Genomic DNA, 21,287 nt, shown 5'->3' with positions numbered 1-21,287 from the left:
GCATAGCACGATCTTGCGGAGGGACATCATGTCACAAATCATTGTTGAAACGGTTGAGACGAACATGGCCGGTCTGGCGCCGGTCGAGGTCGTTGTCCGCCTGCGCCTCCATGCAGACAAGGTGGACCACCATCGAGCTTTCCAGGGACAGTTCGGGCCGTACGTCTCAAACTCAGGTAAATTGCGGGAGATCTGCGATGCCGTTGTCGCCGCCCTTGACGCGGCGGAGCGCGAGGGAAACAAGAAGATCGACAATCACCCGATGGTCCTGGCCGGGAAGCAGGCACTCGCCATGAACGCCCATCACGTGAACATGATGGTCACGTATCACAACGACCCAAGCTACGCCGACGACTGCGGCCTTGAGTTGAAGGCAAAACCGCAGGTAAAAGTGGCGCCCAGCCTCATCGACCTACTTCCGGTTGTCAGCGCCAAAAACGCAGGAGAGGAAACGATCGATGTTATCATCAAGCGGGACCGTGCGAGCGCAGTTGTCGAACTCTGGATAAGCGATGAGCCGAAAGTGGAGGCGGGTGCCAGTGCCGGTCTCTACCAGAGGTCCCGTATCCAGTTAAAGAAACTTCAATCAGCCAAACGGATCTATATCTTTGCGCGATACCACGAAGATGGACATGCCGGCAAATGGACCGCACCGATACCGATCGTGGTCACCTGAACTGCACGTCAGTTCAGCGAGACTTTTCCACCATCAAGAAAGGCGGCAGTATCATTCGATACGCCGCCTTTTCATTTATCAAAATCCACCCGCCACAGGATCGATCTGCTCCCTTCCCCCCCAGACGGAGTAACCGCTCCGGCCATACCTCTCGGTTTGCAACTCCCCCTCCCCGACTTTCGTCACGAGATCGTTCGTTTGAAAAAGTACTGAAGATTTTGAATCAAAAAATGGCCCCTTTGAACAAATCTTTCGATTTTTAAATCAAAAATAGATCGATTTGAAAAAGTTCGAGATTTTTTGAATCAGAAAATGGTCGATTTGAACAAACGGAGGATTTTTTGAATGAAAAATCGATCCATTTAAACCAAAAAACGATCCGTTTGAAAAAGTTGGACGTTTTTTAAATCAAAAAACGATCCGTTTGAAAAAGTTGGACGTTTTTTAAATCAAAAATCGATCCGTTTGATAAAGCCCGACGTTTTTTGAATCAAAAATCGATCAGTTTGAAAAAAACGGCGGACTTTTGAATCAGAAATCCACCCGTTTGAAAAAAACGGACCGCTTTTGTATCAAAACGTCGGCCAATCGAATAAAAAGACGCCGGATTACATCGATCGGCCGGGGGGGCCGTAAACACCCGCCCTCGATTTAAAGATCCCGGTACGCCTCTCGTCCTCGGAAGGAACCAGGTCATCGGGCTGGGAAAAAGGTGCCCGCAGGCGCTGCTGCCAGAGGTCCAAACGGGATGCTACTGTTTCTTTTTAAGTGTTTGCAGCTCCTGACTGACCCGGTTCAGCTCATCGCGGTCGCTCTCGTCGCCGAAAAGAGGCGTAACCTCCTTGATCAGGGCCGCGGCTTCATCGGTTCGCTGCAGTTTTATAAGCGTCCGGGCAAGCCCCACCGGGTAAGCGCTTTCCGAGGGATCCAAGGTCATTGCCCGCCGGAAGACGGGGAGCGCTTCGCTAAACTTTCCGTCCCGGTAGTAGGCGGCGGCTTTTACTTGCAGCAGCCGGGCGAGCCCTTCCGAGTAAAAGCGCTTCTCCGGGTCTTCGGACTGCGCCACCCGCGGTTCGAGCACCGCAATCCCCTGGTCCACCTGGTGGTTCTTGCCGTAGGCCTGGGCCAACTGGTCGACGTAAAGGATGGTGAGCGGTGACCCGGAACTCTGTGCGGCTTCTTCGAGGGAGAGAGCCTTTTGGTACAACGGGATAGCCTTCCCGGGCTGCTCTTTCTTCATAAAGCTCAAAGCTTCGCTGCTGAGGGCTTGCGCCTGGTAGCTCTTCTCGGTACGCGTAAGCCACTGCGCCGCGTCTTCATCGGGAAGAGGCGACAGACGGACCTCGCCGACCTCGATGGCGCACCCCTCGGCGTTTTCCACCAGTCCCTTCTCCTGCAAAATCCCAGCTACCGGATCCTTGCCAAGGTCCAACGACAGCGTGTGCCCCTGCGAGAGGACCTTATCCGCGATCGGGTACTCGACCGACAACTGCGCGGCGGAAGCGCCGCTCAGCTTCCCTATCTTTACCCCTTCGATCGAGTAGTAGCCGCTAAACTCACCGTCCCCCTTGCGGTCCAGCGCCAGGTCGATCTGCGGCAACCTTTCGTAGACATCGGATGCGCAGAACTTTCCTGAGACCCGCATCACGCCGATCTCACCGGTGTAGAGAACCGGGGCGGCCGAGGCTGCGGCTGCGGTTACGAGAACCAAACCAAAACCGGCGGCAAAGAAACGCTTCATCTCGTATCTCCTTGGCAAGCTCATACTCCGTGGGATATGTGCTGACAGTTCGCAAAAAGATATCACGCAGCTTAGGCGCCAACAACTAAAATGTTTTAGTGTTGAGCGCCCTTCACGGTCCGGACGGGGCGTGTTATGGCGACACTGCGGTAACTTCTGTTGACTTTGTCAAGCGTTCTATGCCATTAAATTCACACGACTTCGCTACATGGCGACTTTCCACTCTCACGTTACAGGTGCCTTGCACGTGGCTTTTGCCCCCTTTCCCGTTCCTGTCGCTGTCCCGGTCCGAAAATCTTCCGCCGGATCCTGCCGCTTGGGTTGTTTCTCGTTACGAGCTGCAGCCCTGTGGCTGGTGCTGGTGGCGGTCTTCGTTCTCATGGCGGACCGCGGTTCCGCGTCTGCCGAGCGCAACCGCAAGCCGCGGGTCACGGTGGGCGGGGACTTCAACTACCCCCCCTACGAGTTCCTGGACAAGCAGGGTAATCCCGCCGGTTTCAACGTGGAACTTACCCGCGCCATCGCGGAGGTGATGGGGCTCGATGTGGATATCCGCCTGGGACCCTGGAGCGAGATGCGCGAGGGACTGGATAACGGCAAGATCGATATCGTCCAGGGGATGGCCTACTCCTCGGAGCGGACCCAGGAGGTGGATTTCTCCACGCCGCATGCACTTTTGTACCAGTCCATCTGGATCAGGCGCGACGACCGCCGCATCCGTTCCCTGGAGGATCTGCACGGCAAGACGGTCATCGTCATGCGCAACTCGATCATGCAGGACTTCATGGCGAAGTTCGACCCGAGCGCGAAGCTCGTCCTGACCGATACGCTGGCGGACGCGCTGAAGCTTCTCAACGACGGGCGCCACGACTGCGCGCTCGTGTCCAAGCTGACCGGCAAGTACCTGGAAAAGGAGCTGGGGCTCAAACGGATCATCCCGGTGGCCCAGCCGATCATCACCCAGTCCTACGGCTATGCGGTCCGCAAGGGGAACCTGGAACTTCTGGACAAGTTCAACGAAGGGCTTGCGGTCTTGAAGCGCTCGGGGCAGTACCAGGAGATCCGCGGGCGCTGGCTGGGGGTCCTCGAACCGCAGCCGGTCTCCTGGCAGCGGGTCTTCCGTTACGTGGCCCTGGTGGCGCTCCCCCTGGTGCTCATCCTGGTGGGGACGGTGGCCTGGTCCCGTGCCCTGCAGAAACAGGTGGCCGAACGGACCCGGGAACTGGCGCGCGAGGTCGCGGAGAAAGAGCAGGCACTGCGGGAATTGCGCAGGCACCAGGACAAGCTGGTGCAGGCCGACAAGCTCGCCTCGCTGGGGATCCTGGTGGCGGGGGTGGCCCACGAGATCAACAACCCAAACGGACTCATCCTCCTCAACCTGCAGCGCTTCGAGGAGACGCTGCGGCGCTCGCTCCCCATCCTGGAGGAGTACTACCGGGACAACGGCGACTTCAGCCTGGGGCGCCACAGCTACTCGAGGCTGCGCGAAGAGTTGCCGCACATGTTGACCGAGACCCAGGACGCGGCCCGGCGCATCAAGCGGATCGTCTCGGAACTGAAAGACTTCGCCCGCCCCGACACGGCCGACATGTCCGAGTTCTTCGATCTGAACGCGGTGGTGCAGGCGGCGGTGCGCCTGGTCGACAAGTCGATCGTGAAGAGTACCCACCAGTTGGAACTCTGTTACGCGGAGTACCTGCCGCGGGTGCGCGGCAACCGCCAGCGGGTGGAACAGGTCGTGGTCAACCTCTTGGTGAACGCGAGCCAGGCACTGGAAGGGCAGGGGAAGCGGATCGTGGTCACCACGTCATTCGACGCGGCAAACCACGTGGTGCTTTTGGCGGTGCAGGATGAGGGGAGGGGGATCGCCGCGGAGGATCTGCCGCGTCTTACCGACCCGTTCTTCACCACCAAGCGCGAGGTCGGTGGCACGGGACTGGGGTTGTCGGTCTCTGCCGGCATCGTCAAGGAGCACGGCGGCACCCTGGAGTTCGCTTCGGTGCCGGGAGAGGGGACCACGGTTACCCTTGCGCTGCCTACCGGGTGATAAGGATCATTGTTCACGGAGGCACGGAGTTCACGGAGAAAGACCCTAAATTCCTTGCCTGAAGCGGAACAGTTTTTACGACGAAGGCGCGGACTCCGATATCGGGTGCTCCGTGCCTCCGTGCCTGCGCGGTACAAGAACTCGAGGAGTTTTTTAAATGATGAAGGAAGCTCTCTATCCCGCGTTCGGGGTGCTTTTGGTGGACGACGAACCGCCCTGGCTGCGCAGCCTCTCCATGTCGCTTGAGGGACCGGGGGGGATCACCAACATCACCCAGCTAAGCGATAGCCGCCAGGTACTGGCCCTTTTAGAACAGCAGGATTTCGGCCTGGTCCTCTTGGACCTCACCATGCCGTTTCTCTCCGGCGAGGAACTCCTCTCGAAGCTTGCCGAGGAGCATCCCGACCTCTCGGTGCTGGTCATGTCGGGACTGAACCAGGTCGAGACCGCGGTACGCTGCATGCGCCTTGGCGCCTTCGACTACCTGGTGAAGACCGACGACGAGGACCGGATCATCGACGCGGTGCGCCGTGCCATCCGGATGCAGGAGCTGCAGCGCGAGAACAAGGAGATGCGCCGCCGTTTCCTGAACGACCGGCTGGAATGCCCGCAGGCCTTCGCGCAGATCGTCACCCAGAACAAGGCGATGCGCTCCATCTTCCAGTACATCGAGGCGGTCGCCAAGAGCACCCAGCCGATCCTGATCACCGGGGAGAGCGGGGTAGGGAAGGAGCTGGTAGCGCGGGCGGTACACAACCTAAGCCGCAGCGACGGCCCCCTCGTTCCCGTGAACGTGGCGGGACTCGACGACAGCGTCTTCGCCGATACCCTGTTCGGCCACCGCAAGGGGGCCTTCACCGGGGCGGACGAAACCCGCAGCGGGATGGTGGAGCAGGCAGCGGAGGGGACGCTCTTCTTGGACGAGATCGGCGACCTCTCGCTTTCCTGCCAGGTAAAACTTCTGCGCCTGTTGCAGGAGGGGGAGTTCTACCCGCTGGGGAGCGACCTCCCCAAGCAGATGAAGGCCCGCATCGTGGTGGCGACCCACCAGGACCTGGCCCAGAAGCGGGCGGCGGGAAGCTTCCGCAAGGACCTCTACTACCGGCTGCGTGCCCACCACGTCCACATCCCGCCCCTTAGAGAGCGCAAGGACGACATCCCCCTGTTGCTGGATCATTTCCTCGAAGAGGCGGCGCGCCTGTTCGACAAGAAGGTCCCCTCGTATCCCAAGGAACTGGTCACGCTGCTTTCCACCTACAGCTTTCCCGGGAACCTGCGCGAGATGCGCTCCATGGTGTTCGACGCCATGAGCGTGCACAACTCGCGCATGCTCTCCATGAACACCTTTCTCAGCGCCATGGAGGAGCAGGGCGAGCGTCCCGCCCCCAGTGCCGCGGGAAGCGGGGAAAACGTCTTCTACGGCTGCGACGAGTTGCCTACGCTCGGCGAGGCGGTGGAACAGCTGGTAAACGAAGCGATGCGCCGCTCGGAGCACAACCAGAGCATCGCGTCCCGACTCCTGGGGATCTCGCAGCCCGCGCTCAGCAAGAGGCTCAAGCTCTTGCGCAAGGAGTAGCTTGAACTTCCCATCCCCCTTCGGTCCGACTGCCGGAACGCCAGCTCTCTCCCAGGTTATAGGGGTTGGCCGAGGGGGTATAACTTTTGGCAACTCTATAACAATTGTTATACCGGTAGAAACTTCTCGGATTTTCCGGTAGTTACCCCGCCTTGCCGCGCCCCGCTTTCCAAAAGTTATAACCCTTTCCGCCCCGGGCATTTCCTGCAATCACCACCGGTTAGCATAGTTGTAACACTTCTGTCCCGTTGGCACCCGCCTTGCTCTTAGGAAGACTTCTTCCGCCGCGCTCCACGCCGGTTGCCACGGAATTGCTGAACCACCTCCCTTTGCCTGTCAGCATCTCCCCCCAGTACCGGGCGCCCGTCCCTTCAGGCTGCCCCTCGCTCGGAATCGGCCCTCGGCGCAGCCCGTTGGTAGCACCCACGCGATCAATCACCCAAAGAGTCTTCTATGGAAAAGGAGTAGCAGATGATTCAGTTCCAAAACGTCCACAAATGGTTCAAGACCCTCCACGTGCTGAACGACGTCAACCTGCACGTCAAGCAAGGTGAGGTTGTGGTGGTCTGCGGCCCGTCCGGTTCCGGCAAATCCACCCTGATCAGGACCATCAACAAGCTGGAACCGATCAACGAAGGGCGTCTTACCGTGGACGGCATGGATCTCTTGAGCAAGAAGACCGACCTGAACCGGCTGCGCGCCGAGGTGGGCTTCGTGTTCCAGCAGTTCAATCTCTACCCGCACCTCTCGGTGCTTTCCAACATCACCCTGGCTCCCATCAAGATCCGCAACACGCCGAAGAAGGAGGCCGAGGAGCAGGCGATGCAGCTTCTCGAGCGCGTCGGTCTCGCCATGAAGCGCGACGCCTACCCGACCCAGCTCTCCGGCGGCCAGCAGCAGCGCGTCGCCATCGCCCGGGCGCTCGCCATGAAGCCGCGCATCATGCTCTTCGACGAGCCGACCTCGGCCCTGGACCCGGAGATGATCGGCGAGGTACTCGCGGTCATGCAGGACCTGGCCAAGAGCGGCATGACCATGGTGGTGGTCACCCACGAGATGGGCTTTGCCCGCGAGGTGGCAGACCGGGTGGTGTTCATGGACCACGGGGTGATTCTCGAAGAGGCACAGCCGGAAGAGTTTTTCCGCAACCCGCAGCACGACCGCGCCAAGCAGTTCCTGAAACAGCTTCTGTCGCCGATGCACTAAAAGGCGAACGGCTGTTCAAGGTTCTACGTTCTATGTTCTATGTTATAGAAACGGTGGGCGGGAGCGGTGAGCGGCTGTACCTGGTGGGTGTGACTTTACTACGGCACTCCAGGTTCTCGTTGTCAATTGTCAATCGTCAATTGTCAATTCGTGTGTAGATCAACCTTTGCTGGACCGCAGCCCGTAGCGTGCGGTATCCGACCACAGTGAGGCTCGTGTGCTCAAGTATCATTTCGATTGGTCCATTATCACCTCAGGCAAGTATTTCGAGTGGCTGGTCTCCGGCCTGAAGGTCACCCTGGAGCTCTCCGCCGTCGGCATCGTCGGCGCCTTCGTGCTGGGCCTGGTGATCGCCGTCCTTAAGATGAGCAATTTCAAGCCGCTGCGCTGGCTGGCATCGGTGTACCTCGAGTTCTTCAGGAACACGCCGCTTTTGATCCAGATCTTCTTCTGGTACTTCGGCTCGTACAAGGTGCTGCCGACCGCGGTCAACGAGTGGCTCAACAACACCAACTTCGAGTTCGCCGCTGCCGCCATCGCGCTCATCATCTACACCTCGGCCTTCATCGCCGAGGACATCCGCAGCGGCATCCTCTCCATCCCGAAGGAGCAGATGGAAGCCGCACGCAGCGCCGGATTCTCCTTCCTGCGCTCGATGCAGTACATCATCCTGCCGCAGGCGGTGCGCATCACCATCCCGCCGCTGGTGAACCAGTTCCTGAACCTCGCCAAGAACTCGTCGCTCGCCATGACCATCGGCGTCATGGAACTCACCTACCAGGCCCGGCAGGTGGAGAGCTACTCGTTCAAGGGGTTCGAGGCCTTCACCGCGGCTACCGTGGTCTACCTCGCACTTTCGGTCTCCATCACCTTCATCATGGACCTCTACAACAAGAGGGTGCTGAACCCGCAGAGAAGCTAACCGGCGGGGAAAAGGCGTTGAGTGGCAGGGTGGTCGGTCCCTCCCCCTTGGGGAACGGGACGCGCCAGCGCAGGATGAAACGTTAATTCGTAACTTCGCCTCGGGCGAATGGAGAATCTCATGGATCTCGACTTTCAGGTCATAATCGACAACTTCACCTACTTCATGATCGGGCGCTACCCGAACGGTCCTTTGGGCGGGCTCGGGCTCACCATGTACCTCGCGGTGGTCTCCTGCATCCTTTCTTTCTTCGGCGGCCTGATCCTGGGGCTTTTGAGCCTCTCCCGCTACCCGGTGATCCGCTACCCGGTGAACCTGTTCATCAACACGATCCGCGGACTGCCGCTTTTGATGGTCATCTTCTGGATGTACTTCCTTTTGCCGGCGCTCATGGGGAAGACCGTGCCGGAAAGCCAGACCGTCATCATGGGGCTCACCGTGTTCACCTCGGCCTACATGTCCCAGATCGTGCGTGCCGGCATCATGGGGGTCCCCAAGGGACAGACCGAGGCGGCGATCTCCACCGGCCTCAAGGGGTGGCAGACCATGCTCTACATCATCCTCCCCCAGGGTATGCGCAACATGATCCCGTCCTTCGTGAACCAGTTCGTTTCGCTCATCAAGGACACCTCGCTGGCCTTCATCGTCGGCGTCTCCGAACTTACCCATGTCGGCACCCAGGTCAACAACCGGACCATGTCCTACCCGACGGAGATCTTCATCTTCATCGCGGCGGTGTACTTCGTGCTCTGCTTCGCCTTCACGAGCTTCTCGCGCTGGCTCGAACAGCGTCTGGCCTGGCGCAAGTCGATCTAGAGAAGACCGCCCCGACCGATGCACCTGCGCGCCGCCACCTTTTAAGGGGGCGGCGCGTTTTTTTGGGGAAGGCTGCAATTGCCAAGGGACCTCAGGGGCTAAAGAAATTCCGGCCTCGGCTTTCCCTTGTAGGAATCAGTAGAACACCATTCGATTATCCTTGCTTTTTTCCTCTCATTAGGTAAATTCCGCTGAGCGGGCTATGACGGTGCTTTGAGCCCCTGTTGTCCCGTTGCCAATAACGTCGTTCTCCGAGGACTCAGCATGGCAAAAAACAATCTGCGTTTCGGGTATCACTTCATCCGCTATTCTCTCGCGGCGGGGTGTGCGGTCGGGCTGGCGGGGAGCTACTGCGCCTACCAGGTGGTGCATGCCGTGCCGGAAGGGCCGGTGCCTGCCGGGTATGCCTTGGGGACGTTGTGGGCACTGGGCCTCGAAGCCGCGCTTTTCATCGCGGTCTTCGCGGTTTTTGCCGCGCGCAACCTCGCCAAGCGGGTGAAGGTCCTGGCGGACGCCCTGAACCACGGTGCCGACGGCGATCTCACCTGCCGGCTCGATACCGGCTCCGACGACGAGTTCGGCAAGCTGCACCGCAACTTCAACGTGATGATGGAACAGCTGGCGGGGGTGGTGAGCCGGGTCGCCCAGTCGATCAGCGAACTGCAGAAGATCGCCTCGGACATCGACCAGGTTTCCAAGAAGGGGCTCACCTCCGCCGAGCTGCAGTCCGAGGGGGTTGCCGAGGCATCGCAGGCGGTCGGCGAGATCAACCAGTCGGTGCAGCAGATCGCCAAATGGGTGGACGATCTCTCCGGGTCGGCCACCGACAACGCCTCGGCCATCCTCGAGATGTCGGCGAGCATCGAGCAGGTGAACCAGCACGTGGACACCCTCTCCCTGGCGGCGGAGGAGGTGAGCTCCTCGATCATCGAGATGACCGCTGCGGAGAAACAGATCGGTGCCAGTGCCCAAAGCCTCCTCGGTGAGGCGACTACCGCGTCGGCGCTGGTGGCGGAACTGGACGTCTCGATCAAGCAGGTGGGGGAGAACGCCCTGCACGCCGCGAAGATCTCCGACGTCGTCAGGCAGGATGCCCAAAACGGCGCGCAGGCGGTCGAGGCGACCATCTCGGGCATCGGCGAAATCCGCAGTTCCTCGCGCTCCACGGTTAAGGCGATGCAGAACCTCTCGCTGCGCGCGGCGGACATCGGGAAGATCCTCCTGGTGATCGACGAGGTTGCCGAACAGACCAACCTCTTGGCGCTGAACGCCTCGATCATCGCGGCCCAGGCCGGCGAGCAGGGGAAAGGGTTCGCGGTCGTGGCGCACGAGATCAAGGAGCTGGCGCGGCGCACCAGCAGTTCCACCCGCGAGATCTCCGAGATCATCGAGGGGGTAAAGGAGGAGACCACCTCGGTGGTCCAGGCGATCAAGGCTTCCGAGGAGAGGATCGCCGAGGGGGAGCTGCTTTCCCAGCGCTCCGGTGAGGCCCTGCGCAAGATCGTGGACGGCGTGCAGGACTCGGCTCCGCGGGTCAACGAGATCGCGCAGACGACCGAAGAGCAGGCAAAGCTCAGCGAGAACATGCGCCAGGCGATGGACAGGGTGGCTGAAATGGTGGGGCAGATCGTGCGGGCGACCCGGGAGCAGGGGCGCGGCAGCGAGCAGATCGTCTCAGCCGTGGAGCGCATGAAGGACTTCACCGCGCAGGTGCGCAGCACAACGCGCTCCCAGACCGCCACCAGCAGCCACATCGTGCATGCCACCGAGGACATCACCCAGATGATCAGGAACGTGCGTCGGGCCTGCGAGGAGGAGGCGGAGAGCACCAAGCAGATCGTGCGGGCGATGGAGAGCATCCGGGAGTCGTCGCTCACCACCGTTGAGGTGAACCGGATCATGGACGGCGCGGTGACCGGCCTCTCCGAGCAGGTCAAGCTTCTGCAGCAAAAGATGGCGGGTTTGGCGGTTTAGGGAACCGTTCAGCCGCAAAAAGGCACGAAATTCACAAAAAGAAAGCCTTCTTTAAACAGGTCCGGCCTCCTACGACAACGCAGGAGGCCGGACCTGTTGGATTATGGTCAGAGGTTTTTTTGTGTCTTTTATGCCTTTTTGCGGCAAACGTTTTTTTAGATCTCGATCCTGAACTGCGCGCCGCTGCCGGTGTTGCGCACGCTCAAGGTGCCGCGCATGTTGCGCTCGATGATGGTCTTCGACATGTAGAGACCGATGCCGGTCCCCTGCAACCCCTTGGTGGAGAAGTACGGCTCGAAGATGCTGTCGAGGATGCCGGCGGGAACCCCCCCGGCATTGTCGGTGACGGTGACCACGGCCTTGGCCGCGTGGTACTCCATCTGGATGCTGATCCGCGGCTCCGGCACCGGGTTGCTGTCGAAGGCGTCGCGGGCGTTCACCAGGATGTTCAACAAGACCTGGGCGTACTCGTTGGGGTAACCTCTGGCCGTAAGCTCGCGGGCACCGCTCACCTCGATGGCGATGGAGCGCTCCACCAGGCTGTCCCGCAGCAACTCGAGCGCCTTGTGCACCGCCTTGTCGATCCGGAACTCGGTGATCTCCTTGTCCGGACTGAAGAAGTCCCGGAAATCGTCGATGGTGCGCGACATGTGCTTGATGAGCTTCATCGCCTTCCTGATGCTCTCCTCCAGCACCTTTTCGTTTAACTCCCCCAGCTTGTGCAGCAGGGGGAGCTGCTGGATGGTGAGCGCGAGAGCGTTGAGCGGCTGGCGCCACTGGTGCGCGATGTTGCCGATCATCTCCCCCATGGCGGCCTGGCGGCTTTGCTGGGCCAAAAGACGCTCTTTCTCCCGCAACTCCTCCACGACGCGCAGCCGCTCGTCGGTCTGCACCTGCAACTCCGCCAGCGCCTGGGAGAGCGCGTGGGTCCGCTCCTGGACCCGGATCTCCAACTCCTCTGCCTGCTGCCTGAGTAGCGCCTCGGAATCCATCAGTCGCTGGGTCGAGCCCCTGATGAGCCAGTAGAGCAGCAGCGAGGTGACCAGGACGAAGCCCCACCCCTTGAGCTGGGAGACCCAGAGCACGGTTTCCGGGTCCCTGAACAGCGTGATGACCACCCGGTCCGAGAAGAGGATCCAGAGACAGCCGACCACGGCGTACAGCAAGACGATCTTTTCCGGCGTGCGGTGCTCAGGCATGGCTTGCCTCGGAACGTTTCGGGGGAATCAGGATTTCGGCGATGTTGCGAAAGAGCTTGCCGCCGCTGGTCTCCACGAAGTGGAGCAGCTGCAGGTTTACCGGAATGCCCACGAAGTCGCCGCTGTCGCGCAGGTCGGTGCGCAGGGCGTAGCACCTCTTGCCCAGGCCGCAGGCAAAGCCGACCTCGGCTGCGGTTCCTGAATCGACTTCGGCCCCGTCTACCACGGCCAAAAGGCAGTCGGCATCCCGGATCCCCTGCTCGTTTACGGCGCCGATGCGACGGGCCAAAACGGCAAAGGCGGCAACACGCGCTCCGTGGTCTTTTTCCTGGAAGGCCCTCTCGAGCTCCTGGGAGAACTGGGTCTGTGCCCAGGGATCGAATACGGTTATCCCCTGTTCGTCCAGCCGCTCCTTGATGCGGGTGAGATAGTCCCGATGTTCCGGGGAAAAGCCCAGCGGCGAGGCGAGGTACAGCCTGGTCATGGCGGTGCTCCTGGTGGGTATTCGTTTCCATCCGGCCCCGTCGGTTTCCGGATCTAATGAATCAGATTCTCCTATTTTCACGAGTTCTGTCAAGTTAATGCTGTCGTTGTCGCTCTTACAGAGCTCGAGGGATCTTTTGCGACCCCCTTGTTACCTATCGGAACTACTCGGTTTCCGATAAAGGGAAATCTGCTGGCCGGCCGCGACAGGTCGTTACACCGCGGAGCTGGTCGAGCAATGGACGTAAATAATGGACAATTGACAATTTACCATCGACAATGAGAAACGTGCTGTCATGAGGAACGGTTGCCGTATAACGCGAGAAGGGGGACACCATGAACGCCGAGGTGGTTTCGGTACGCTACCGCATTGAGCTGAGCGAGGCGCAGGTTCAGAAACTCAGACGGACCTGGCCCAACGGCGACCCCTTCTACCCGTACGAGAAGATGGAGCGCTACCTTGGGACGCTGCAGGTGGAGGACCTGAACTGGCACCACTACGCAGGCCCTTACCTGTACTTCACCGTGTACGGCGACGACATCGAAGGGACGCTTGCCGAGGCCCTGAAGGTCTTCGAAGTACGGCTGGGGAAGCCCTAGGAACCGTTCACCTTTTGCCGCCGTTGATCTATACTGGCATCCATGGGGATGTGTAGTCGACCTCGCTCTTTTCCCTCCTTTGGAGCGAGGTCTTTTTGTGGCCCGAGACTGCTGCAATCCCGCAGCCCGAGGGGGAAGGTATGAAACGTCTGGCGAGGTTGCTGCTTTTGGTGCTGATGCTTTTTACCGCGACGGATGCCCTGGCCCAGAGCAGGGCAGCCCGGGAGGAGATGGCGCGGCAGATGCTCGCAGAGACCAACGTGGCGCGCAGTTCGCCGCAGCGTTACCTGGGCTACCTCAAGGAGTTGCGCGGTCACTTCGTGGGGAGGGGCTACCTGGTGCCGGGGGCGCCGGCCCTGGTGCTGACCACCGAGGGGGGCGCAGCCCTCGACGAGGCGGTCCGGTTTCTCGAGAGACAAAAACCGCTGCCGCCGCTTGCCTGGTCGCCGGGGCTCGCCCTGGGTGCCGCGGACCTGGTGCGGGACCAGGGACCCAGCGGTGAGATCGGGCATACAGGCAACCGCAGCGGCGACATGCGCGAGCGCATCGAGCGCTACGGCACCTGGCAGGGCCGGATCGCGGAAAACATCGGCTACGGACCCGACACCGCGCGGCAGATGGTGATGCAGCTCATCATCGACGACGGCGTTCCGGAGCGGGGACACCGCAAGAACATCTTCACCTCCGCCTTCAAGGTGGCCGGCGCGGCCTGCGGAGCGCACGCGGTGTACCGCACCATGTGCGCCATGGAATTCGCCGTCGGATTCACCAAAAGCAGGTGAAGAATTGATAATTGACAATTGACAATTGACAATTATCCCCGGTTGCCGTAACTCTGTATTCCGCTGCTCTCATCTATGGTGTTGTCCTTAGTTCTTGCGAGGCGCAACCGCTAAGAGAGAGAAGAACCGTCCAGGTTTGCTGAAGAGGTCTGGCTTTTGTAGTTAATTGTCACGTGTCCACCGTCAATTATCCATTGGTTCTGAGAACATGTACTGGGAATATTTCGGCTTCAAGGAGCCGCCTTTCGCACTCACCCCGAATCCCGCGTTTCTCTTCCTCAGCACCCCGCACCAGGAGGCGTTCGCCCACCTGCTCTTCGCCATCGAAAGCCGCGCCGGGTTCATCGAGCTCTCCGGCGAGGTCGGCACCGGCAAGACCACCATCATCCGTACGCTCTTGAACCAGCTGGAGCACGAGACGCACCGCAGCGCCCTCATCTTCAACCCGACGCTTTCGCCGCTGGGGCTTTCCCGCGAGATCAACACGGAGTTCGGGCTTCCGGCTACCTCGAACGACCTCCAGGAGTTGCACCAGGCGCTCAACGCTTTTCTGCTCGAGGAAAACCGCTCGGGGCGGACCGTGGTGCTGGTGATCGACGAGGCCCAGAACCTCTCGGTGGAGGTGCTGGAACAGCTGCGCCTCATCTCGAACCTGGAGACCGACCGCTCCAAACTGATCCAGATCGTCATGGTGGGGCAGCCCGAACTGCGGGCGCTTTTGGCGCGGCCGGAACTGCGCCAGCTGGACCAGCGCATCACGGTGCGCTACCACCTGAAGCCGATGGGCTTCGCCGATACCTGCGACTACATAAGGCACCGGATCCGCTTTGCGGCGGGAGGGAGCGAGCCCCTGAGCTTCTCGGCCGGCGCCGTCCGCAAGATCTTCGCCTTTTCCGGAGGGCTGCCCCGCCTGGTAAACGTCGCCTGCGACCGCGCCCTGTTGCTTGCCTACACGAGCGAGTCCCGCGAGGTGACCCCCGCCATGGCCGCCGCCTCGCTGAGCGACCTGGGTCGGGACCTGCCGCGCCGGCCGTCTCCCTGGGGAAAGGCAGGCGCAGCCCTGGCACTCGTGGCGCTTCTCGCGGCTGCAGGATGGTCGTTCTTCTCGGATGGCTACCCTGCCGGACAAGGCGCATGGGGACTGAAAAAGGGCACCTGGTCCGGGCCGGGAAAACCGGACGACCTCGCGACCCGGCAGCCGGGGAATGCCGGCGACCGGATCGCCGCCCTTCCCGAGGCCCAAGCCCCGGCAGCGGCCGGAGCGAGCGCGCCTTCCGCTGCGCCGCAGCAGGGGAACTTCTCCAAGGATCGGGCGCTGCGAGCGCTGGCGGCGGTACCCGAGGAAGAGAACCTGCGCGAGGCGCTCAACGCTCTCCTGAAGATCTGGCGGGTTCCGGGATTCGATTCGGAACCGCTCAAAGGGGTGAACTTCGCAGTTTTGGCCAAGACCCGCGGCATGAACGCCACGCGGGTGACCGGAAACCTGGAGGCCCTGGCCAGGCTGGATGCCCCGGCGCTTTTGCAGGTGAGCGTGCCGGGGGGCAGCCGCGTGGTGGCCTTGACGGGGCTGGGACCGGGTACCGTCCAGGTTGCGCCGGCGCTCGACGGCCAGGCGACCCTGAGCCGCGCCGAACTGGGGCAGGTTTGGAACGGCACGGCCTACCTCTTCTGGAAAGATTTCCACGGCATCGCGGCCGGCAAGAAGCCGGCGGATCAGGCGGCGCGCCTTAAGAGTCTGCAGGGTCTTTTGCAGGGGGCCGGAGTCTACCGCGGCGCGCTCGACGGAGTCGCCGGGAGCAAGCTGACCGAGGCGGTCAACGCGTTCCAGCGCCGCGAGGGGTTGGCGGAGGATGGCAAGGCGAAGGGGCTTACGCTCATGCTGTTGTACCGCAGAGCCGGCGGATTCTTCCCCCCCACGCTGCAAAGAGGCGGGGCGGGGGAATCATCGGCCGCTCCGCGCGGCAAAGGGGGGGCCTAAGCCATGAGCCTCATCCTCGATGCCCTGCGCAAGATGGAACAGGACAGAAGCAGCCGGCGCGGTTCGGCCCAGGACCTGCGTCCCGAGGTGCTGCGCTACCGGCGGGCGCCCGTTGCCGAGCGCCGGCTCCCGCTGCGCTGGATAAGCCTCGCAGTCCTATTGGTCGTGGTGGCGCTCGGCGCCGGTTTCCTCACGCTGGGAAGCCTCCGTGGCAAAGAGGTCGCCATCCCCGCATCTCAGGCGCCGGCCGGGGAGGCCCCGGCCGCTGCCGTACCAACGAGCCCGGCTCCTGCCGCGCAGCCTGCGGCGCCCGAGGCGGCTCCCGCCCCGGGCGCCGCTGCCGGGACTGTACCGGAGCCGGCGCGCCCTCCTCTTGCTGCCGGGCTCAAGGAAGTACCGGCTGTAGCGAAGGAGTCCGTACCGGAGCCGCGCCCTGGTAAACCGGAGCGCCCGGTTCAACCGGCCCGGCGTGAGCGCCCGGCGCCTGCCGCGGCCCCGGCGCAGCAACCGGTTATGGTGGGAAGTGGAGATATCACGGTTTCCGGGATCGCCTGGCAGGACGAGCGCAACCTGCGCCGCGCCGTATTGAACGGGACCTTGGTGGGCGAGGGGGCCCAGGTGGCCGGCGCCCGGGTGGTGGAAATCAAGGAGGACCGGGTACGGCTCTCCAGAAACGGCCAGCTTTTCGAGGTGCTGCTCTCCTCGGCGGCGCACTGATTTCGGTGCCCTGGCGGAGGGCGGCCCTCCTGCCACGTATTGATACGTATTCGCGCTGATGACCGGGCGCGACAGGGGGGAGTTTGAGACGCAGCGACAAAGAGATCACCGACCGCGAGGTCATCGACCGGATCATCGCCGACAGCCAGGTTTTAAGGGTGGGGCTCTCGCAGGACGACCAGGCCTACATCGTGCCGCTCTCCTTTGGCTACGACGGCGCGGCCTTTTATTTCCACACCGCCTTGACCGGCCGGAAGGTGGAGATCATCGCGGAAAATCCCCAGGCCTGTTTCGAGCTGGAACACGCGGTGAACCTGGTTACCCATCCAAGCACCCCCTGCGAGTGGACCTTTTCCTACCAGTGCGTCATGGGAACCGGGACGATAACGGAACTGGTCGAGCCGGAGGAGAGAAACGAGGCGCTGGTGAAGGTCATGCTGCAGTACGGTCACGGAGAGTGCCAGTTCACGGAAAAGCAGCTGGCAGGGATCAAAATCTGGAAGCTCGCCATCGACAGCATCACCGGCAAACAGTCCAACGACAAAATCCTCTGATACGGTACACTAGCAAACTGCCGCAAAGAGCGCCGGAGATACTGCATCCCGGTTGCTTTCCAGGTTTCTGTGACAGTGCTGCGACGACCTGGACAGTTTTTCGAACAGGTAACGGAGAAATCAAGACAATGACAGGATCCTGCTGACAGATACGAGATCATCACGGAGGAAGCCATGTTCAAGCTGAACGATCCCTCTCTTTTCCGCCAACAGTGCTACATCAACGGCCAGTGGCTCGACGCCCTCGAAGGGGGCACCATCCCGGTTAACAACCCGGCTACCGGCGAGATCATCGGCACGGTCCCCAAGATGGGGGCGCAGGAGACCCGCTCCGCCATCGATGCCGCCAACGCTGCCTTCCCCGCCTGGCGCGCCAGGACCGCCGGGGAGCGCTCGCAGCTTTTGCGCCGCTGGTTCGAACTCATCATGGCGAACCAGGAGGACCTCGCCATCCTGATGACCGCCGAGCAGGGAAAGCCTCTCGCGGAGTCGCGCGGCGAGGTGGCCTATGCCGCCTCCTTCATCGAGTGGTTCGCGGAGGAGGGGAAACGGGTCTACGGCGACACCATACCGACCTTCCAAGAGGGTAAAAGGATCGTGGTGCTTAAAGAGCCGATCGGCGTCTGCGCGGCCATCACCCCCTGGAACTTCCCGGCGGCGATGATCACCAGGAAGGCGGGGCCGGCGCTTGCCGTCGGCTGCACCATGGTGTTGAAGCCGGCCAGCATGACCCCGTACTCGGCGCTGGCGCTCGCGGTCTTGGCCGAGCGTGCCGGCATCCCGGCCGGCGTCTTCAACGTGGTCTGCGGCGCCTCGGGCGCCATCGGCAACGAACTCACCGGGAACCCCCTCGTGCGCAAGCTGACCTTCACCGGCTCCACCGAGATCGGGAAGCTCCTCATGGCCCAGTGCGCCGGGACCGTGAAGAAGGTGGCCATGGAACTGGGCGGCAACGCCCCCTTCATCGTCTTCGACGACGCCGACCTCGACGCCGCGGTGGAGGGTGCCCTCGCTTCGAAGTACCGCAACACCGGACAGACCTGCGTCTGCACCAACCGTTTCCTGGTGCAAGACGGCGTCTACGACGCGTTCACCGAAAAGCTCTGCAAGGCGGTCTCCAAGATGGTGGTCGGCGACGGCCTCAAGGGTGAGACCCAGCAGGGGCCGCTCATCGACATGAACGCGGTGGAGAAGGTGGAGGAGCACATTAGGGACGCGGTGGCCAAGGGGGCCAAGGTGGTCCTGGGAGGGAAGCGCCACGAACTGGGGGGATCCTTCTTCCAGCCTACCGTTATAACCGAGGTCACCTCCGAGATGCTGGTGGCCAAGGAGGAGACCTTCGGCCCGCTCTCGCCGCTCTTTCGCTTCAAGACGGAGGCGGAGGCGGTCCAGATGGCCAACGACACCGAGTTCGGGCTCGCCTCGTACTTTTACAGCCGGGACATGGGGCGCATCTGGCGGGTCTCCGAGGCGCTCGAGTACGGCATCGTCGGCATCAACACGGGGCTCATCTCCTCGACGGTCGCGCCGTTTGGCGGGGTGAAGGAGTCCGGCGTGGGGCGCGAAGGTTCCAAGTACGGCATCGACGACTTCCTGGAGATCAAGTACCTCTGCATGGGCGGAATATAGAGGCGAAGGCGTTCCAGGTTTTTACGTTCTAGGTTCTACGTTCTTGTGTGCAACGTAGAACCTAGATTTATATTGGGACGAGCCTAACTTAGAACATAGAACCTAGAACCTAGAACATAGAACCTAGAACAATTTTTTTATGAAACAGACCAGTTTTGCAGACGCACCCGTGGAACGCCTGGCCGGCTCCCTGGAAAGGGTCACCTTTCACAGCGAGGAGACCGGCTTTTGCGTCCTGCGGGTGAAGGTGACCGGGCGCCGGGAACTGGTGACGGTGATTGGATCGGCCGTCTCGGTGACGCCGGGAGAGTTCCTGGAATGCACCGGCAGCTGGCACAACGACAAGACGCACGGGCTTCAGTTCAAGGCGAGCCAGTTGAAGGCGGTGCAGCCGACGACGCTGGAGGGGATCGAGAAGTACCTCGGTTCGGGGATGGTGAAGGGGATCGGGCCGCACTTCGCCAAGAAACTGGTGCAGGCCTTCGGCGCCGAGGTCTTCGAGGTGATCGAGGCGAGCCCGCAGCGGCTCCTCGAGCTCCCGGGGATCGGCCCCAAGCGGACCGAAAAGGTGGCCGCGGCCTTTATCGAGCAGAAGGCGGTGCGGGAGATCATGGTCTTCTTGCAGTCGCACGGACTGGGGACCGCCCGCGCCGTGCGCATCTACAAGACCTACGGCAACGAGGCGATCGTCAAGGTGACCGAGAACCCCTATCGCCTCGCCCTGGACATCCACGGCGTCGGCTTTCGGACCGCCGACACCCTGGCGCAAAAACTCGGGATCGCCTCGGACTCGCCCTTGCGGGCCCGGGCTGGGGTACGGCACGTACTGCAGGAGCTCTCCGGAAGCGGCCACTGCGCCGCAGTCCGGGAGGAGCTTGCCGAACATGCGGCCACGCTCTTGGAGATCCCGCGGGCGGTGATCGATGCCGCCATCGATGCCGAGGTGGCCGAGGAGAACCTGGTCGCGGAGCCTATCTCGGGGTGCGACTGCCTGTTCCTGACGCCGCTCTACCGCGCCGAGGTCGGGGTCGCCGCCGGGCTTGCCCGCCTTGCCCCGGGCGCGCCCCCCTGGGGGGAGATCGTCGCGGAGCGCGCGCTCCCCTGGGTGGAAAAGGAGACCGGGCTCACCCTCTCCGGGTCGCAGCGCGAGGCGGTTCGGCTCGCCCTTAAGAGCAAGGTCCTGGTGATCACCGGCGGGCCGGGGGTGGGGAAGACCACCCTGGTGAACAGCATCCTGAGCATCCTCGCCGCACGCCAGCTGCGCATAGCGCTCTGCGCGCCGACCGGTCGGGCCGCGAAGAGGCTCAGCGAATCGACGGGAATCGAGGCGAAGACCATTCATCGCCTGTTGGAGTTCGACCCCCAGCGCTTCGATTTCAAGCGCGGCCGGGAGCATCCGCTGGAGGCCGACCTGGTGGTGCTGGACGAATCCTCGATGGTCGACGTGGTGCTGATGAACAAGCTTTTGCCGGCGATCCCGGACCGCGCCGCGCTCCTCTTGGTGGGGGACGTGGACCAGCTCCCCTCGGTGGGGCCGGGGTGCGTGCTCTCCGACGTCATCGCCTCCAAGGCCATCCCCACCGTGCGGCTCACCGAGATCTTCCGGCAGGCAGCCACCTCGAAGATCATCGTGAACGCGCACCGGATCAACTCGGGGGAACTGCCGCTCAAGGGGGAGGCGCAGGAACTCTCCGATTTCTACCTGATCCCCGCCAACGGCCCCGAAGACCTGCACGCGAAACTCATGCAGGTGGTGACCGAGCGGATACCCAAGCGTTTCGGCCTCGACCCGGTGCGGGACATCCAGGTGCTCACCCCGATGAACCGCGGCGGGCTCGGGGCGCGCTCGCTGAACGCGGAACTGCAGCAGGCCCTAAACGGCAACGCCGAGCCGAAGGTGACCCGCTTCGGCACCAGCTTCGCCCCCGGTGACAAGGTGCTGCAGACGGTGAACAACTACGACAAGGAAGTTTTCAACGGCGACATCGGCAGGATCGTTTCGGTGGACCTGGAAGAGGGGAATCTCGCGGTGGAATTCGAGGAACGCCTGGTCCCCTACGATTTCGGAGAGCTGGACGAGTTGTCGCTGGCCTATGCCACCAGCATCCACAAGAGCCAGGGCTCCGAGTACGGCGCGGTGGTGATCCCGCTCGCCCTGCAGCACTACACCATGCTGGAGCGTAACCTGATCTACACCGCCGTCACACGCGGCAAGAAGCTCGTGGTGCTGATCGCCGAGCCGAAGGCGCTCGCCATGGCGGTCCAAAACCACAAGTCCCAGCGCCGGCTCACCAAGCTCGCCGGGAGGCTGGCTCTTTGAACCGGTTATCCGGGAGGGCAGGCCGCTTCGTTGCGGTGGGGTGAGTGGCTTTAGTAGTGGTAGCGAA

Annotated in this window: 17 protein-coding genes; 14 read left to right on the top strand and 3 right to left on the bottom strand. The window is 62.0% G+C overall.

Going from position 1 to position 21,287, the window contains the following annotated elements; genetic code table 11:
* The first annotated feature begins 28 nt into the window (after window positions 1-28).
* The gene (locus GMST_RS03345) at window positions 29-676 is read left to right on the top strand and encodes a hypothetical protein (protein ID WP_183353186.1); all 648 of its coding nucleotides are present in this window, start codon (window positions 29-31) and stop codon (window positions 674-676) included.
* A 751-nt stretch (window positions 677-1,427) separates the two neighbouring features.
* On the opposite strand, the gene GMST_RS03340 is transcribed toward GMST_RS03345, so the two are convergent.
* On the bottom strand, window positions 1,428-2,417 hold the full coding sequence (locus GMST_RS03340) for a tetratricopeptide repeat protein (protein WP_183353185.1): 990 nt from the start codon (window positions 2,415-2,417) through the stop codon (window positions 1,428-1,430).
* Window positions 2,418-2,733: 316 nt separating this feature from the next.
* Between GMST_RS03340 and GMST_RS03335 the strand changes: the two genes are divergently transcribed.
* The 6 genes from GMST_RS03335 (at window position 2,734) to GMST_RS03310 (ending at window position 10,958) form a co-directional block, all read left to right on the top strand.
* Window positions 2,734-4,464 (top strand): transporter substrate-binding domain-containing protein, encoded by a 1,731-nt coding sequence (locus GMST_RS03335; RefSeq protein WP_246399175.1) that lies wholly within the window; start codon window positions 2,734-2,736, stop codon window positions 4,462-4,464.
* 160 nt (window positions 4,465-4,624) lie between these two features.
* Window positions 4,625-6,040 (top strand): sigma-54-dependent transcriptional regulator, encoded by a 1,416-nt coding sequence (locus tag GMST_RS03330; protein WP_183353271.1) that lies wholly within the window; start codon window positions 4,625-4,627, stop codon window positions 6,038-6,040.
* Between the two features lie 471 nt (window positions 6,041-6,511).
* Window positions 6,512-7,246, top strand: coding sequence for an amino acid ABC transporter ATP-binding protein (locus tag GMST_RS03325; protein ID WP_183353184.1), 735 nt, complete (start codon window positions 6,512-6,514; stop codon window positions 7,244-7,246).
* Window positions 7,247-7,463: 217 nt separating this feature from the next.
* Window positions 7,464-8,168, top strand: coding sequence for an amino acid ABC transporter permease (locus GMST_RS03320; RefSeq protein WP_183353183.1), 705 nt, complete (start codon window positions 7,464-7,466; stop codon window positions 8,166-8,168).
* Window positions 8,169-8,288: 120 nt separating this feature from the next.
* Window positions 8,289-8,984: an amino acid ABC transporter permease gene (locus GMST_RS03315; protein WP_183353182.1), complete on the top strand. Its 696-nt coding sequence runs from the start codon at window positions 8,289-8,291 to the stop codon at window positions 8,982-8,984.
* A gap of 264 nt (window positions 8,985-9,248) precedes the next feature.
* Window positions 9,249-10,958: a methyl-accepting chemotaxis protein gene (locus GMST_RS03310; protein WP_183353181.1), complete on the top strand. Its 1,710-nt coding sequence runs from the start codon at window positions 9,249-9,251 to the stop codon at window positions 10,956-10,958.
* A gap of 155 nt (window positions 10,959-11,113) precedes the next feature.
* On the opposite strand, the gene GMST_RS03305 is transcribed toward GMST_RS03310, so the two are convergent.
* Both GMST_RS03305 and GMST_RS03300 read right to left on the bottom strand, forming a co-directional pair.
* Window positions 11,114-12,157 (bottom strand): sensor histidine kinase, encoded by a 1,044-nt coding sequence (locus GMST_RS03305; RefSeq protein WP_183353180.1) that lies wholly within the window; start codon window positions 12,155-12,157, stop codon window positions 11,114-11,116.
* Entirely contained in the window at window positions 12,150-12,641 is a 492-nt protein-coding gene (locus tag GMST_RS03300) for a nucleoside 2-deoxyribosyltransferase (protein ID WP_183353179.1), read from the bottom strand. The genes GMST_RS03305 and GMST_RS03300 overlap by 8 nt, the downstream gene beginning before the upstream one ends.
* A gap of 335 nt (window positions 12,642-12,976) precedes the next feature.
* Here GMST_RS03300 and GMST_RS03295 point away from each other — a divergent pair, with 335 nt between their 5' ends.
* The 7 genes from GMST_RS03295 to recD2 all read left to right on the top strand — a co-directional run bounded on the left by GMST_RS03295 (window position 12,977) and on the right by recD2 (window position 21,220).
* Window positions 12,977-13,240, top strand: coding sequence for a hypothetical protein (locus tag GMST_RS03295; RefSeq protein ID WP_183353178.1), 264 nt, complete (start codon window positions 12,977-12,979; stop codon window positions 13,238-13,240).
* A gap of 140 nt (window positions 13,241-13,380) precedes the next feature.
* Window positions 13,381-14,022 carry a CAP domain-containing protein gene (locus GMST_RS03290; RefSeq protein ID WP_183353177.1) on the top strand — a complete coding sequence of 214 codons (642 nt, stop codon included), beginning with the start codon at window positions 13,381-13,383 and terminating at the stop codon, window positions 14,020-14,022.
* 208 nt (window positions 14,023-14,230) lie between these two features.
* Complete coding sequence (locus GMST_RS03285; protein WP_183353176.1) at window positions 14,231-16,000, top strand: AAA family ATPase; 1,770 nt, start codon at window positions 14,231-14,233, stop codon at window positions 15,998-16,000.
* Window positions 16,001-16,003: 3 nt separating this feature from the next.
* Window positions 16,004-16,717 carry a hypothetical protein gene (locus GMST_RS03280; protein WP_183353175.1) on the top strand — a complete coding sequence of 238 codons (714 nt, stop codon included), beginning with the start codon at window positions 16,004-16,006 and terminating at the stop codon, window positions 16,715-16,717.
* Window positions 16,718-16,800: 83 nt separating this feature from the next.
* The gene (locus GMST_RS03275) at window positions 16,801-17,271 is read left to right on the top strand and encodes a pyridoxamine 5'-phosphate oxidase family protein (RefSeq protein ID WP_183353174.1); all 471 of its coding nucleotides are present in this window, start codon (window positions 16,801-16,803) and stop codon (window positions 17,269-17,271) included.
* Between the two features lie 174 nt (window positions 17,272-17,445).
* Complete coding sequence (gene gabD, locus GMST_RS03270) at window positions 17,446-18,900, top strand: NADP-dependent succinate-semialdehyde dehydrogenase (RefSeq protein ID WP_183353173.1); 1,455 nt, start codon at window positions 17,446-17,448, stop codon at window positions 18,898-18,900.
* A 139-nt stretch (window positions 18,901-19,039) separates the two neighbouring features.
* Window positions 19,040-21,220, top strand: coding sequence for an SF1B family DNA helicase RecD2 (recD2, locus tag GMST_RS03265; protein ID WP_183353172.1), 2,181 nt, complete (start codon window positions 19,040-19,042; stop codon window positions 21,218-21,220).
* Window positions 21,221-21,287: the final 67 nt, after the last annotated feature.

The sequence above is a fragment of the Geomonas silvestris genome, from assembly GCF_014193515.1.
Lineage (GTDB): Bacteria > Desulfobacterota > Desulfuromonadia > Geobacterales > Geobacteraceae > Geomonas > Geomonas silvestris.
This window is presented reverse-complemented; position numbering and strand designations above follow the sequence as displayed.